At 60.4% G+C, this 14,831-nt stretch carries 12 protein-coding genes; 4 read left to right on the plus strand and 8 right to left on the minus strand.

Going from position 1 to position 14,831, the window contains the following annotated elements:
- Positions 1-55 precede the first annotated feature (55 nt).
- On the plus strand, positions 56-1,405 hold the full coding sequence (locus J2Y39_RS15735) for a HipA domain-containing protein (protein ID WP_256807556.1): 1,350 nt from the start codon (positions 56-58) through the stop codon (positions 1,403-1,405).
- Positions 1,402-1,680: a helix-turn-helix domain-containing protein gene (locus J2Y39_RS15740; protein WP_041476582.1), complete on the plus strand. Its 279-nt coding sequence runs from the start codon at positions 1,402-1,404 to the stop codon at positions 1,678-1,680. Before J2Y39_RS15735 ends, J2Y39_RS15740 begins: the two co-directional genes overlap by 4 nt.
- A gap of 7 nt (positions 1,681-1,687) precedes the next feature.
- Here the strand turns inward: J2Y39_RS15740 and J2Y39_RS15745 are convergent, their stop codons facing one another.
- Entirely contained in the window at positions 1,688-2,524 is an 837-nt protein-coding gene (locus tag J2Y39_RS15745) for an amino acid ABC transporter permease (protein ID WP_256807559.1), read from the minus strand.
- The gene (locus J2Y39_RS15750; RefSeq protein WP_252877138.1) at positions 2,521-3,339 is read right to left on the minus strand and encodes an ABC transporter substrate-binding protein; all 819 of its coding nucleotides are present in this window, start codon (positions 3,337-3,339) and stop codon (positions 2,521-2,523) included. Before J2Y39_RS15750 ends, J2Y39_RS15745 begins: the two co-directional genes overlap by 4 nt.
- A 113-nt stretch (positions 3,340-3,452) precedes the next feature.
- Here J2Y39_RS15750 and J2Y39_RS15755 point away from each other — a divergent pair, with 113 nt between their 5' ends.
- Positions 3,453-4,355 carry a homocysteine S-methyltransferase family protein gene (locus J2Y39_RS15755; protein ID WP_310218676.1) on the plus strand — a complete coding sequence of 301 codons (903 nt, stop codon included), beginning with the start codon at positions 3,453-3,455 and terminating at the stop codon, positions 4,353-4,355.
- 122 nt (positions 4,356-4,477) lie between these two features.
- Here J2Y39_RS15755 and J2Y39_RS15760 read toward each other — a convergent pair whose 3' ends face one another.
- Genes J2Y39_RS15760 through J2Y39_RS15770 form a run of 3 tightly spaced genes read right to left on the minus strand, consistent with a single transcriptional unit; the run spans position 4,478 to position 6,242 of the window.
- Positions 4,478-5,149 (minus strand): GNAT family protein, encoded by a 672-nt coding sequence (locus tag J2Y39_RS15760; protein ID WP_310218678.1) that lies wholly within the window; start codon positions 5,147-5,149, stop codon positions 4,478-4,480.
- Positions 5,150-5,161: 12 nt separating this feature from the next.
- Positions 5,162-5,608 carry a GNAT family N-acetyltransferase gene (locus tag J2Y39_RS15765; protein WP_310218681.1) on the minus strand — a complete coding sequence of 149 codons (447 nt, stop codon included), beginning with the start codon at positions 5,606-5,608 and terminating at the stop codon, positions 5,162-5,164.
- A 10-nt stretch (positions 5,609-5,618) separates the two neighbouring features.
- Entirely contained in the window at positions 5,619-6,242 is a 624-nt protein-coding gene (locus J2Y39_RS15770) for an FMN-binding negative transcriptional regulator (RefSeq protein WP_056791331.1), read from the minus strand.
- 93 nt (positions 6,243-6,335) lie between these two features.
- On the opposite strand from J2Y39_RS15770, the gene J2Y39_RS15775 reads away from it, so the two are divergent.
- Complete coding sequence (locus tag J2Y39_RS15775; protein ID WP_310218685.1) at positions 6,336-7,886, plus strand: PLP-dependent aminotransferase family protein; 1,551 nt, start codon at positions 6,336-6,338, stop codon at positions 7,884-7,886.
- Here J2Y39_RS15775 and J2Y39_RS15780 read toward each other — a convergent pair.
- From J2Y39_RS15780 to J2Y39_RS15790, 3 genes are all read right to left on the minus strand, one after another.
- Positions 7,843-12,447: a dermonecrotic toxin domain-containing protein gene (locus tag J2Y39_RS15780; RefSeq protein ID WP_310218687.1), complete on the minus strand. Its 4,605-nt coding sequence runs from the start codon at positions 12,445-12,447 to the stop codon at positions 7,843-7,845. The genes J2Y39_RS15775 and J2Y39_RS15780 overlap by 44 nt on opposite strands.
- A 142-nt stretch (positions 12,448-12,589) precedes the next feature.
- A complete protein-coding gene (locus J2Y39_RS15785; protein ID WP_150637189.1) occupies positions 12,590-13,684 on the minus strand; it encodes a polyamine ABC transporter substrate-binding protein in 1,095 nt (364 codons plus the stop codon).
- Positions 13,681-14,706, minus strand: coding sequence for a histone deacetylase family protein (locus J2Y39_RS15790; RefSeq protein WP_150637187.1), 1,026 nt, complete (start codon positions 14,704-14,706; stop codon positions 13,681-13,683). Before J2Y39_RS15790 ends, J2Y39_RS15785 begins: the two co-directional genes overlap by 4 nt.
- Positions 14,707-14,831: the final 125 nt, after the last annotated feature.

Here is a 14,831-nt window from a genome sequence, read left to right on the forward strand (position 1 = left end):
CAATTGTCGAAGATTTCTCTTTCTTGAAACGCATTAAAATGCACACGGAATCAACATGTACAACCTGACACTCCAGATCTTCACCGCTGGGCAATGGCACGACGCGATGATTCTTGACTTCGATGATCCGGAAAAAGGCTTCGAAAGCCGCTGCAGTTTTGGCTATGAAGCGGACTATCTGGTGGAAAACATCGAGTTGATCGGGTCGCCTTTTTCCCAAGCCGTGAGTGCCCTGTATCCGCTGGATTGGGAAGGTCGGCGCGCGAAGACGCCGGCCTTTGTCCACGACATCGCACCGGCAGGCGCAGCCAAGCGGTTTCTACTCGCCCGCCTGGGTCAGGAAAGACCCGCCGAGATCAGCGCCGATCTCTTTCTGCTGGGTCGCAGTACACCGGCACCCATTGGCAACATGCGAATAAAGGAATCGGCGGAAGCAGTCGATGACAGGAAGCCGATCGGATTCAAGCGCGAGGAGGTCATTAGCCGCGACAACCGCTTTCTTGAATATGCCTACGAGCTGGGCGCGGCCATCGGTGGCGCGACGGGGGCAGGTGGGGAAGCTCCGAAGCTCTTACTGGCAGAGAACAGCGCCGGGCTTCTGTATCCCGATGCGGTATTGGACGATGAAGAAGTGCGACAGCACTGGTTCGTGAAATTCGCCAGAAACAGGGGCGGGCAGACCGACCAGGACATCCTGCGCAGCGAATTCCATTACTACAAAGCGCTGCAGACATTGGGCATCGCAACCGTCGCGGCAGAAGGCCTGGCCTTGGAAGAGGCGACCAAACCGAGTTTGTGGATGCGGCGTTTTGATCGACAAGTGAAAGATGGGGCGGTGTCGCGTTTCGCCGTCGAATCGATTTATTCGCTGGCTGAAGTGACGACGCCAGGCAGCGCCATGAATCATCTGGAAGTGATCCGCATGCTCGCCGGGCTCTGGAGCAAAGCGGGTCAGGCCAGCCAGATTCCCGGCCTCGTCGCCGATTATCTGCGTCGCGACCTGATCAATAAAATCCTCGGAAACTCCGATAACCACGGTCGTAACACGGCGATCATCCGGCAAGAGAATGCTTTCCAACTCGCGCCGATCTATGACCTCGCCCCGATGGTCATGGATGACGAAGGCGTGACTCGTACGACCAAGTGGCCAAAAGAGTTGGAGCGGGCGGGAGATGTCGATTGGCGAGGTGTCTGCCGCGTATTGGCAGATAGCGCAGATCCGCACGAATCTTTGACGGGGCTGGATGCCTCGGCGCTGTTCGAAGGCCTGCGCGCGGATGCCCGCCGTCTGGCCGCACTGCCGGATATTCTTGCGGCCAGCGGTTTGCCCGCCAGAACCATGAATCACCCGAGCGTTCATCTGAAAAACCTCGAGCAACGTTTGAAAGAGTGGGACCTGCAATGAGTCTGACCGTCCTCGAGCGCACGGCGCTCATCGAAAGCATTCAGCAATCACTGGCCGAAGGCACTCTGGAAATCGGTGACGCCGTGCGCCGTTTACGGGTCGAAGTCACCGGTCTGCATCAGACCCAGTTCGCGAAGATGTGCAAGATTTCAGTGCGCACGCTGGTGCATATCGAACATGGCGAAGGCAATCAGACCCTGAAGTCGCTGAACGCGGTGTTCCGCCCCTTCGGCATGAAAATGGGCGTAGTGCGGATTCGCCGGGACACCATTTGAATGCACCTCAACTACGGCGCACATACGCCTTGCCGAAATGCCGCTCCATCCGTGCCTGAATCAGCTCCAGCCCGATCGACATCAGCCAGTAGATGATCGCCGCCGTGGTGAGCATTTCGATGTAGCGATAGCTTGAGCGCCCGTAGGACTGGGCGAGAAACATCACTTCCCAGACGCCCATTACCGAGATCAGCGACGAGTCCTTGAGCATCGAGATGAACTGGTTGGTGGTCGGCGGAATAATCGTGCGCATGGCCTGGGGCAGGGTGATGCGCCAGAAGATCACGCTTTCGCGCAGGCCCAGCGCCAGGGATGCTTCGCGTTGGCCGTGATCGACGCCGAGGATGCCGGCGCGGAAGATTTCGCTCAGGTAGGCGCCATAGTTCAGCGACAGGGCAATGATGCCGGCGACGATGGCGCCGGGGACGATGCCCAGTTGCGGCAGGCCGAGGTAGATCAGCAGGATCTGGATCAGCAATGGCGTGCCGCGAAAGAACGAGGTGTAGAAACTGGCGATGCCAAACGCCACGGCGCTGCTCGACAGGCGCGCCAGCGCGGTGATGAAACCCAGCAGCGACGAGGCGATGATCGAGCAGGCGCAGAGAAACAGCGTCAGCGCTGCGCCTTGCAGGAAGCCGTTTGGCGCCAGCTTCAGGCCAACGAGGTTGGGCAGTTTGTCGAGGATGATCGCGAACTTCAGGTCGAAGCTGAGGAAGAATCCGGCGAACAGGCAGAACAGCGCCACCCACGTCAGGTACAGGCGCGTGCGGAAACCAAAGAGCTTTTGCAGGCGTGTTTCAGCCACCGGTTGCGGTGGCTGTGGCGGGGTCGGAAAAGAAGTCATTGGCTGATATCGGCGCCGATCCATTTCTGCGACAGCTTGCTCAGGGTGCCGTCCTGTTTCAGCTGGGCAAACACCTCGCGCACCTTGGCGTCCCACTGCGGGTCACCCTTTTCGATGGCCACCGAGTTCGGTTCCGAGTACAGCGGTTCGCCGGCCAATTTGAAGCGCTGGTCCTGATTCAGACGCGGCTGTGCGGTGACCAGATTGGTAAGGATTGCATCCAGGCGCACGCCGGCGCCCAGGCCCAGATCCTGGAAGGCGACGTTGTCGGTGTCATAAGGAGCGATCTGCACATCCTCGAACGGATACTGCAACTGCGTATCCTCGGCGCCTTCGATCACCAGATTTTTGTTCAGATAACTTTCGTAGCTGGAGGCGCTGGTCAGGCCGACTTTTTTGCCGCTCAGATCCTTGGCGCTGTGGATGCGATCGTCCTTGGCATTGACCACGATTACCGCTGGCGAGGCGTAGTACTCGACCGGGAAGTCGAACACTTCTGCGCGGGCCTTGCTCGGGGTCATCGAGCAGATGCAGATGTCGTAGCGCCCGCTCCAGCGGCCGGCGGCGATCACGTCCCAGGACGGCGTTTCCAGACGCAGTTTTACGCCAAGCTTGTCCGCCACCGCGTTGGCAACGTCGACATCGAAACCGTCGAGTTGATTCTGCTCATTGAGAAACGAGAAGGGCGGATAGCTTTCCATGAGCACGCCGACCAGCTCTTTTTTCTGTTCGACACGGTCCAGCGTCGCGCCGCCGAAGGCTTGGGTGGAGGCCAGAATGGTCAGGCCCAGGGCCAATAGCGGTTGGAATTTCACAGTCGCTTCCTGTTGAAAAAAGAGGTTGTTATTAACCGAGTGGTGCGTATTAAATAGTTATAAGAACGACTCTGATAGTGAGTTATTTTCATAAGCATATGAGTGAAAAGCATATGGGCGCAGCAAGTACGGTCATTCTCGATGGCGGCATGGGCCGTGAACTGCAACGCGCCGGGGCGCCATTTCGCCAGCCCGAGTGGTCGGCACTGGCGCTGAGCGAAGCGCCGCAGGCGGTCGAGGCGGTGCATGCCGCTTACATCAACAGCGGCGCCGACGTGATCACCAGCAACAGTTACGCGGTGGTGCCATTTCACATTGGCGAGGCGCGCTTTGCGGCTGAAGGCCAGGCGCTTGCGGCACTGGCGGGGGAGTTGGCGCGGCGGGCGGTGCAGGCATCCGGCAAGCCAGTGCGTGTTGCCGGTTCGTTGCCGCCGCTGTTTGGTTCGTACCGTCCGGATCTGTTCGAGGCTGGTCGCGTGACCGAACTGTTGACGCCTTTGGTTAACGGTCTGGCGCCACATGTGGACCTGTGGCTGGCAGAAACGCAAAGCTCGATCGTCGAGGCGCGGGCCATTCACGCCGGGCTGCCGAAGGATGGCAAACCGTTCTGGCTGTCATTCACGCTCAAGGATGAAGACACCGATGAAGTGCCGCGCCTGCGCTCTGGCGAGCCAGTGGCCGAAGCGGCTGCGGTGGCGGCTGAACTCTGCGTCGAAACCCTGCTGTTCAACTGCAGTCAGCCTGAAGTGATTGGCGCAGCAATCGACGCGGCGCGCGCAACCTTTGAGCGTCTCGGTGTGGATATCCACATCGGCGCGTATGCCAACGCGTTTCCTCCGCAACCGAAAGAAGCCACGGCCAACGACGGCCTCGACCCGTTGCGTGACGATCTCGATCCGCCGGGGTATCTGCACTGGGCGCTGGACTGGCAACAGCGCGGCGCCAGTCATCTGGGTGGCTGCTGCGGGATCGGGCCAGAGCACATTGCGGTGCTGGCGCAAGAACTGCGTCGTTAAGAAAGACCCCGCCAATTGTGGGAGCGAGCCTGCTCGCGAAAGCGGTCAGTCAGGCCACATTTGCAGTGACTGACACAGCGCCTTCGCGAGCAGGCTCGCTCCCACAGGGGTATCCGTGAAGTTCAGCTACGGCATTCGGCCAGACCTTTGAGTTGGCCAGCAGGCGTCTGGTTTTCATCGCTCAGCCAGCGCTCGAACCCTGCACCAATCGCCGGCCATTCCGCATCCAGAATCGAATACCACGCGGTATCGCGGTTCTGCCCCTTGACCACCATGTGCTGGCGAAACACGCCTTCGAAGCTGAAGCCCAGACGCTCGGCCGCGTATTTGGAGCGGGCGTTGCCGTTGTTGCATTTCCATTCCAGGCGCCGGTAACCCAGCTCGAACGAATATTTGGCCAGCAGGTACACCGCCTCGGTGCTTTTCGGCGAGCGCTGCATTGGCGCACCGAAAGTGACGTGGCCGATTTCGATGCGGCCCTGCACCGGGACGATCGACATCAGGCTGAGGATGCCTTGCACCTGACCAGTCGCACGGTCGATGACGCTGAAGAAGTACGGGTCGCTGTTGGCCGCATGATTGTTCAGCCAGTCGTTGAACGCGCTGCGCTCGGGAAACGGACCGTAAGGCAAGTAATCCCAAAGCTTCGGATCGGCACCCGGCCCTTCGAGGGCGGCGTAAAGCTCATCGCCATGACGCGCCGGGTCGAGTTTTTCCAGACGAATGAAACGGCCCTCGAGCAGGGTGGCGGAGGGGGCGGGGACGCCTTTCCAGTCAGCGAGTGAAGCAGTCATGTGCGCGTCTCCTTAAAGGGCTTTACGAAACTGGATGAAGCCCGGGCGTTCGGCAATGCGCTCGTAGAGCCGGATCGCCGTGGCGTTGGTTTCATGGGTCAGCCAGTGGACTTTGCAGCAACCATCGGCCTTGGCGGTAGCGTAGACATGCTCGATCAACAGCCGACCGACACCGGTGCCACGGGCTTCCGGCACCACCAGCAGATCCTGCAAATAGCAGGAATTTTCGATGCTCCAGTTCGAGCGATGATAGATGTAATGCACCATGCCCAGCGCTTTGCCTCCAGCCCAGGCGAGTGCGGCGTGGGTCGGTTCATTCGGGTCGAGCAAGCGTTGCCAGGTGCTCTGGGTGACGGCGTCCGGCAGTTCCGTGTTGTAAAAGCGCAGGTACGCCTGCCACAGCGGCAGCCAAGCGGCATGGTCATTGGCGCTGACCGGGCGAATGTCGATCTGGGTCATGGGTAGATCCTTAGCGCATCAGGCTGGCAAGGGTTTGGTCGTTGGCGTCGGGGCTGGCGGCGAGGCCTTCGCGCACGCCGGCAATGTCTTCAGCGCTGCGGTTCTGGCTGAGCTTGCGTTTGCCTTCGAGGCGGTCGATGGGAATGGCAAACCCGACGATGGCCTTGAGCATGCCGTCGATGTATTCGGCTGGCGCATCGTCCACCGACCACGGCTGCGCGCGGCCCGCTTCATGACGGTCGGTCAGGGTGCTGACAATGTCGAGCAGGCGCCCGCCGTCGCTGAAAGTCTCGGCATGACCGTAGGCGTGCACGGCGATGTAGTTCCAGGTCGGCACGACCTTGCCGTGCTCGGCCTTGCTCGGATAGAAGCCTGGGCTGACGTAGGCGTCTGGTCCGGCGAAGATCAACATCGCCTCGGCGCCGTCACGCAGGTCTTTCCATTGCGGATTGGCCTTGGCCAGATGCCCGTAGAGCGTGCCGTATTCGCCCTGTTCGCGATGCAGCAGCACCGGCACGTGGCTGGCTTGCAATCCGCTGTCACCGTGGCTGACCAGAATGGCCAGGCGCGTGGCGAGGATCAGTTCGTGCAGTTGGGACAAGTCTTCGATGGCAAAGGCGCGTGGCGTGTACATGGACAGATTTTCCTTGGCGAATGCCTGCATCCTAGGCAGGCTATTGGTCCGTTGTAAGAGCCATTGCCGAGCCATTTCATAGGTCCATTCGCCATGCCTGATCTGCCACCCTTGTCGATGCCTTTCAATCCGGCCGGAATCGAACTCGATCGCCGTCAGGGCCTGAGTCGCCAGCTCTATCAGTCTTTGCGCCTGCGGGTGCTTGATGGACGTCTGGCCAGTGGCACGCGATTGCCGGCCAGCCGTGACCTGGCCTCGGCGCTGGGCATTTCCCGTAACAGCGTGGTGCGCGCCTACGATCAGTTGTATGCCGAGGGCTTTATCGAAGGGCGCGTTGGCGACGGCACTTACGTGGCGCAATTGGCTCAGGCATCCACGCCTGAGAAAAAACTATCCACAAATTCATCCACAGGCTTGTCAACAGGCTTACCCACAGCCTTATCCACAAACTGGCTGGATTTACCTGTGAATCCATCCAGCAAAGTTATCCACAGTGGTGGCTTTTCTCGCATTGAAAAGCACCATTTACCTCGACCACCGAGCGGTCCGCCGCGCGCTTTTCGGGTGGGTGTGCCTGCATTTGATCTGTTCCCGTTCGAGGTCTGGGCCAAGCTGAACGCGGCTTTCTGGCGTAAACCGGATCTGCAGCAGCTGTGTTACGGCGACCCAGCCGGTGACGCGCGGCTGCGCGGCATGATTGCTGCGTATTTGCGCAGCTCGCGCGGCATGCAGTGCACGGCTGAGCAAATTGTGATCACCAGTGGCGCACAGCAGGGCATCAGCCTTTGTGCACAGTTGCTGGTCGAGCCGGGGGACGGGGTGGCGATCGAGAATCCGGGCTATCGCGCCGCCGGGCATGCCTTCGCTGTGGCGGGGGCGAAATTGCATGGGGTGGCGGTAGATAGCGACGGCATCGATTGCAGCGCCATGGCCCGGCTCATCGATTGTCGGGTGGCTTATGTCACGCCGTCTCATCAGTACCCGACCGGAGTGGTGATGAGTCTGGCCCGGCGTCTGGAATTGCTCGCCTGGGCCGAGCGTGTCGGCGGCTGGATCGTCGAGGATGATTACGACGGCGAGTACCGCTACACCGGCGCACCGCTGGCGCCGTTGGCCGCACTTGATCGTGAGGGGCGTGTGCTCTACGTCGGCACCTTCGGCAAGGTCGCTTTTCCGGCGTTGCGCCTTGGTTATCTGGTGCTGCCGCCAGCGCTGGTCGACGCGTTTGCGCAACGCCGCGCCGTCGATGTGCGGCACTCGGAGGTCAGCACCCAAGCGGTGATGGCCGAATTCATGGCTGCCGGGCATTTCCAGCGGCATATCCGCCGCATGCGCCGGGCTGCGCTGAGCCGACGCAACTGCCTGCTCGAAGGCTGGCCGATGATCGCCGGTGTCGGTCAGTTGCCCGCCGTGTCGGCCGGGCTGCACCTGACCGTCGCCGTGGACAGCATCGAGCGCGAGCAGCAATTGATCGCTCAGGCCGCTGATGTCGATGTCGAAATCAACGGCCTGAGCAGCTACTGGTTACCCGACTCGACTACGCCCATGGATCAGCGCGCCGGCCTGGTGCTGGGTTTTGCCGCCGTACCTGAGCCTGCGATCAAAGCGGCGCTGTCGCGTCTGCGGCAGGCTTGGAGAGATTGAAGAACAGCGTTTCGGCGCTGCGAGTGGAAATTTCGCTGCGATGGATTTCTATCAGCCTCTGATTATCCACACCCGTTATTTCGGCGACGCCCCCCATGCGGTGCTGAGCAAGCGTTTTCATATGTCCACGCACAAATGCACCAACGGGCGCGTCGACGCTGCTGTAATGGAAATGCGCATAGCAGAGGACCTTGTCGGTATGCGCATCACGAATCTGATACTCGTCGAGAAAATCGTTCTGATGGCGCCTCAGACGCCGTCGGGTCAGGGTTTTCGAGATGTTCACTTCGCCCTTGTCCTTGAGCCACTCGACCCCGGCAGCTGTTGGCAGTTGTTGCTTGACCAGGCGGATTCGCGTGCTGGTGCCTTTTTGCTCCAGTGTCGTAGCCGCAGCGTCGAGCTTGTGGTTGAGCTCTTCGGACGGTTCATGCAGAGCAGCGGTGAGGTTACTCGCCGTCAGCGCTTCATCGATCGCCGCACCGGCTTTGCGCAACAGGGCGGCGTGGTTGTGGTATTCCTCTTCGACCTCCACGGGGATGCGCGAGCCGCGTTTGAGACGCGCCTCGATGCGCCGATGAAACGCCGCCAGCCCGTCGATCAATGCCTGCCCTTCGCTGATGCTCTTGTTGAGGTTGGGCCGGGCTTTAGGCAACGGTGCAGGCCGTGCACTCTGTTCGACCCAGATACCTGGCGACTCCTCTTTGAATGTCGCGATCACTCTCGTCAGTGCCGTACCGACTTCGACCAGATCGGTGTTCTTGCCGTCGAGGCTTTTTTTCCGCTGGCCGACCAGGGTGCCCTTGTTGCGTGTCCTGATGATCTGCCGATTCGAGGCTGACGTTGCGGGTCTCGACGGACCGGCTTGCGGCACCAGTAAGTGCCGGTAGCGCAACAGATCGGCGAGTCGGTTGTCGGCGCTATCCTTGAATGCGGCCACGCGCGCCTGCAATTGCCTGAGTCGTTCCGTGTGTATGTGTTCGGAATATTCACTCGCCAGGTCATCGAAACGCTTGTCCACGGAAGCGAACTGTTCGCTCACCTGACTCAGGGCGTCGATGCGTATGCGCAGATCACTGAGGCTTTCATCGGCGCTCAGGTCCCGGGAACTCTGAACGTTCAGCGCAGCATCTTCGAACAGACTGGCCAGCGCTTGTTGCGCCTCGACATGAGCGGTGGAATCGCCGGGCTTGATGCAGGTGTACTGGCCGAGACTGATCTGCAGAGTCTTCAGATCATCCAGCGGGTAGGGCGCCAGGCTGATGTTGTATTTCTGCTTTATCTCCAGGCCATCAGGTCCCAGCCTGGTCAGTTCATCCAGGCAGGCTTCAGCCGACTCCATTTTCTCGATAATGGTTTGAGTGGCATCGTTCAACTGTTCGAACGCAGAGGTGACCGCCTGCGATTCGCCGCGCAGTTCGTCGTCCAGTATCGCCTGCACCCTCAGTACGCGTTGCTGGTAATCCGAAGCGTTATTACTGAGCCACTCCTGCCCCAGAAACAACTGCATGTCCAACCGCTCCGGCATGACCGTGCGGTAGTTGGGAATCGATTGCTTGCAGTTGAGTGTCTTGATCAGCTGAATGTTCGCGGCATATTCGTTGTGCTGTGAATCGAGCGTGGCGAGGTACTGCGCAAGCGCTTGTTCGCGTGCCTGCGCAGGGGCATCGCGCAGGCTGTTGCGTTCGGTATCGAGAAGGCTGCCTTTGCTCTCCATCGTCAAATCGAACGCGGTGATCTGCTCGGACAATACGGCCACCTCCTGGTTTTTTTTGCCTTGCGCCACCTTGCGACCGTCCTCCAGCCCGCCTCCGCGCAGGCGCAAACGCAGATCTATCACCCATTGGCCATTGGCGGTATAGGCAAGCCTGGGCCCGGCTGGTCGGGTGGGCTGACGCGTATCGACGATGTGCACATCGCCATGCACGTTGCGCGCGACTTCGAACCAGCGCTCACCGACCCGGGCGTACCATTTGTCTGCCTGGGCGTAGAGGTCTCGGTACGCGCCTTCCCGGGTGGCTGCGCCAAGGGCTTTGGGCTTGCCGACCTTGAACCCGTCCAACAGCGTGGCGAGTGCCGTCGGGGATCGTTTCAGCGCCGTGATGCTGTCGATCGATGTGCCATGGAATTGGGTTAACTGCGGGCCGGTGATATCGGGCTGGCGCAGCGCTTTGACGATTCTGGCGGCAGGTCTGGTCGTCGCTGGGTCCTCTTCGAGCTCCGTGGCCACGGGTGTCGATGGCGCATCGCCCACCGCCGCACGGTGGGCGAGCACCATGCCCAGCGCCAGGAGAATATCGGCGATGGCCGTCCAGGCGATCTTCCCCGATTGCTCGTTGGCGCCGTCGGTGATTTCCTGCAGATCATCCATGATCTGCCAGATCCACGCCGCTGTGCCTACGCTGCGGCCCAGGAACGGCAGCGCGGCATTAAGCATCACCCAACCGCCCTGTTTCAGCGAGGCCCAGCGTGCTTCGGCATCGGAGACCGACTGCCGGTCGGCTTGAGTGACAAGCGCCTTGACGTTGCGTTCGTGCAGGGTTGCGAGGACATCGCTGGCGATCACCTGAGTGCCCAGCGCGACCGCGCCTGACATATCCAGCGCAGTGGTCGGATTGATCATCAGTTGCGGGATCGTCCACACCGACGGCAGCCTGGCGGTGAAGACGAACTGGCTGTAATTGAAGCGCACATCGTCCGGCAACCAGGCCAGTACCGAGTCACGCAAATGTCGCGAATGCTGGATCGCAAAAAGCAGATTCGCGGGCCCCGGATATTGCAGCAGAGTCTTGTCGAACAGCGGTCGATACAGCACGCACGGTCCTTTGTCGGCATCGCGCGGGCCTATGACATACATGTTGTCGACAGTGTCTGCGGTGGAGCGGCTGCGATGAGCGACGAAGGCCAAAGGGCGAATGACGATTTCCTCGCCATCGACGTAGCGTTCCGCGCCAGTCGTGGCGAATGCGGCGACCACGTATCGATAACCCGATTCATCGAGGCCGGCTCTACCCCGGATCTTGTGCTGCAACGCCAGCAATGGCAGCTCAATGCGCAACTGACTGGTGTAGAGCCCTTGCAACAGCGGCGCTTGCACGGGGTCGTCTAGCAGCATGGCCTTGAGATGCGCCGGGTAGGTCTTGCCGATGTCGACCGTGCTGACCAGTTTTTCCAGAAAAGTCGCGCTCATCCACTCGGGTACCGGGCTGCCATCCTTGTACCGCACAGTCTTGTTGCCCAACGGCAGGCCTGCGAGGTTTTGCAGGGCAAGCTCGGTCAGCGTCCATGTCTGAGCCTGAGTATTTCCCGGCAATACAAACGTGCCCCAGACCACGAGACTGGTGATGGTGATTTCGATGTTGTCGATGTTCACGTCTTTGGCGCCGGGCTGCTCCTTGAGAATCTGTTTGATCAGCGCTGCACGAGTGAACGCCTGCAGGCTGGTGATTTCGCTTTGAAAGGATTTGCCGTTGTTCTCGTGCTGCAGCGTTGTCAGATCCAGCAGGTGCCGGCTGTAACGCGCCTGATCCATGGGCAGTGCGTCGTTCAGCCAGTCCGGAAGCATCGGCTGCAAACGCTCGAAGTGCGCTTCGAGGCGCGGTGTCGGTTGAGCCGGTTTGCCGGCCGTGCCGGTATGCGGATAGACGCGTTTACCAGGGGAATCCTGAAAAAAACTGATTTCGCCCAAGGCATCCGCTTCCATGGAAATCAGCGTGCACGCCTGCTGGTCGAAGAAATTGCCCTGGGGTTCGACCAGCCGCCACTTGAGATCTTCGCCCGAGGCGCTTGCGCCATATATCCGCAGCAGAGCCTCGCCGAGCTCCTCCAGTGAATCGAAACGCTGAAAGCCCTGGGTGACCGCGTGGGTGAGAATCAACTTGCGGTCTGCGATTGTGCCGATCACTACTGCGGCATCGACCAGGGTCAAGTGCGATGACTTGTCGGAGCTACCGCGATCGAGGTCAATCAGATATGCCTTTGCCGAGTACGGGGCGGGGGCCAGGCGTTGTTGCGGGTCGGGCTGTTTGAAAATCGCCCGGGCCATGGCGATCTCGTCAGCGTCCCAGCCGACGCTGGCATCGACGTTCCACAGGTTGCGCAGTGCCTCGGACAACTGCTGCCAGCGCGGTTGCCCGGGGTAGGTGAACTCGTCCCAGTATTCGACGTGCTGCTCCTTGTAGGCGATGAACAGCAGTGGCGCCAGTTCGTTGAGCAACAGGCCGATGGCATCGATCTTTACCGGCAGATGCGCGGGTGCGGGCATGCCGGGTTGCAGGGTCAGATAATGCTCGCCATCAAGGTACGTCACCGTGGTGCCGGACAGGCCGAGCCGCACCAGGGCGTTGGTCAGCGATCCAGCCTGATACCCGTCGGGTACGACTCGACCATCCACAATAGCCCAGGTGGGTTGCACGACCATCGCCAGACGCGGGTCTATGTCGAGATTCGGATACAGCGTCTTGAGGGCATCGCGCAGCGTTTTTGAAGCGACTTCCTGCAGTGAGGGGCCAGTAACCAGCTGAGTCACGATATCGACGGCGCTGGCTTTGGGAATGGCGGTCATGGTGGTTTCCTGCTCTGTCGGGACGCCGCAAGGGCGGCGGAGCAGGGCAAGTTAAAAGGCGCAACAGCGACCCGTGCGGTAGATAAAGCTGCCAGGCAAAAAAAAGACCCGCCGAGGCGGGTCTTGAGCAAACGAGCCGGTTTCAGGTCCCGGACTTGATTTTCGTCCACGCTCGCGTGCGTGCGCGTTCGGCATCCCGAGGCAGCGGCTGCAAGGTGTAGAGCGTGCTCATTGCCGCGTCGGTCGGGTACAGGTTCGGGTTGTTGCGAATGGCTGGATCGACCAGGCCGGTGGCGTCCTTGTTCGGGTTCGGATAGCCGACAAAATCGCTGACCGGGGCAATCACCGCCGGTTGCAGCAGATAGTTGATGAAGGTGTAGGCGTCCTCGGTGTTCTTCGCGCCCTTGGGAATGGCGAGCATGTCGAACCAGATCGGCGCGCCTTCTTTGGGCAAGCGCATTTCCACCACCACGCCGTTTTTCGCTTCCTTGGCGCGGTTGGCCGCTTGCGAGAAGCTGCCGGAATAACCGACGGCCACGCAGATGTCGCCGTTGGCGATGTCGGCCATGTACTTGGACGAATGGAAGTAGGTCACGTAAGGACGAATCTTCATCAGCAGCGCTTCGGCCTTGGCGTAATCCGCCGGCTTCTTGCTGTTGGGGTCCAGGCCCAGGTGTTGCAGAGCCAGCGGCAGAATCTCCGACGGTGAGTCGAGCAGGGCGACGCCGCACTGCTTGAGCTTGCTGATGTTCTCTTCCTTGAAGATCAGGTCCCAACTGTCTACCGGCGCGTTATCGCCCAGGGCTGCTTTGATCTTGGCGGGGTTGAAGCCGATCAGAATGGTGCCGTACATGTACGGCACGGCAAATTTGTTTCCAGGATCATTGGCTTCGATCAGCTTCATCAGCTTCGGATCGAGATGATTCCAGTTCGGCAACTTGCTGCGATCAAGCGGCTGGAACACTCCGGCCTCGATCTGCTTGGCGAGGAACACGTTGGACGGCACTACCACGTCATAGCCGGAGTTGCCGGTGAGCAGCTTGGCCTCGAGCGCTTCGTTGGTGTCGAAGATGTCGTAGATCAGTTTGGTCTGGCTGTTCTGTGCCTTGAAGTCGTCCAGCGCCTTGGGCGTGATGTAGTCGAACCAGTTATAAACGCGCAGCGTGCGTTCTTCGGCGTGGGCGCCAGCGCTCAGCATGGCTGCGCACAGCGCCGAGGCGATCAGTCGCTTTTTCATTGTTCGAAACCTTCCAGCACGTTCACTGCGTTGATGCCGATTTCTTCCACCGCGTAGCCACCTTCCATGACGAACAGGGTCGGCTTGCCGAGGGCGGCGATGCGCTTGCCCATGGCCAGGTAATCCGGGCTGTCGAGTTTGAACTGCGAGATCGGATCGTCCTTGAACGTATCGACGCCGAGGGAGACGACAACGATGTCCGCTCCGTAGCGATCAATCTCGTCGCAGGCCTGATCCAGCGCTGCACTCCAGACATCCCAGCCGGAACCGGCCGGCAGCGGATAGTTGAAATTGAACCCTTCACCGGCGCCTTCGCCACGCTCGTCGTCATAGCCGAGGAAGAACGGAAACTCCGCTTCCGGGTGACCGTGGATCGAAGTGAACAGGACGTCGCTGCGTTCATAGAAAATCGACTGAGTGCCGTTGCCGTGGTGGTAGTCGACGTCAAGGATCGCGACTTTCTTGTGGCCCTGATCGAGGAAGGCCTGAGCGGCGATGGCGGCATTGTTGAGGTAGCAATAACCGCCCATCAAGTCGCTGGCGGCGTGATGTCCCGGCGGACGGCACAGGGCGAAGGCCGCGCGTGCGCCACGCTGGATTTCAGCCTGCGCGGTAAGCGCCACTTGCGCCGCGCTGTAGGCCGCTTGCCAGGTGCCGGCGGTAATCGGCGCGCCGCCGTCGAAGCTGTAATAACCGAGCTGGCCGTGCAGGCTGGTCGGTTTGATCGCACGCAAGGTCCGCGCCGGCCAGGTGTAGGGCAGCAGGTCGCCGTCGGTGTTGAACTCGGTCCAGCGTTGCCATGCACCTTTGAAAAATTCCAGATAGTCGCGGCTGTGAATGCGCGCGATCGGCTCCAGGCCGAAATCCTTCGGCGCTTCGACCGCACCGAGGTTTTGCTTCTGCACGCGTTGCAGCACATGGTCGGCACGCGACGGCATCTCGAAGCACGGCTTGAGCTGGCCATCGATGAGTTCGCAGCGGCCATGGTGCAAGTGGTGATCGTCTGAGTAGATCGTCAGCATTTGTTGTTCTCCGCAAGGCTGATTCGGTGGTCTTCAGTGTTGCGGCGCAACTTGAATCGGAGAACGTCGGGAGCGGCCAAAAGGGGATCGATATGGCCAAAACCTCTGACCGCAATTCGCCCCTC

The sequence above is a fragment of the Pseudomonas sp. 2957 genome, assembly GCF_031456345.1.
Taxonomy (GTDB): domain Bacteria; phylum Pseudomonadota; class Gammaproteobacteria; order Pseudomonadales; family Pseudomonadaceae; genus Aquipseudomonas; species Aquipseudomonas siliginis.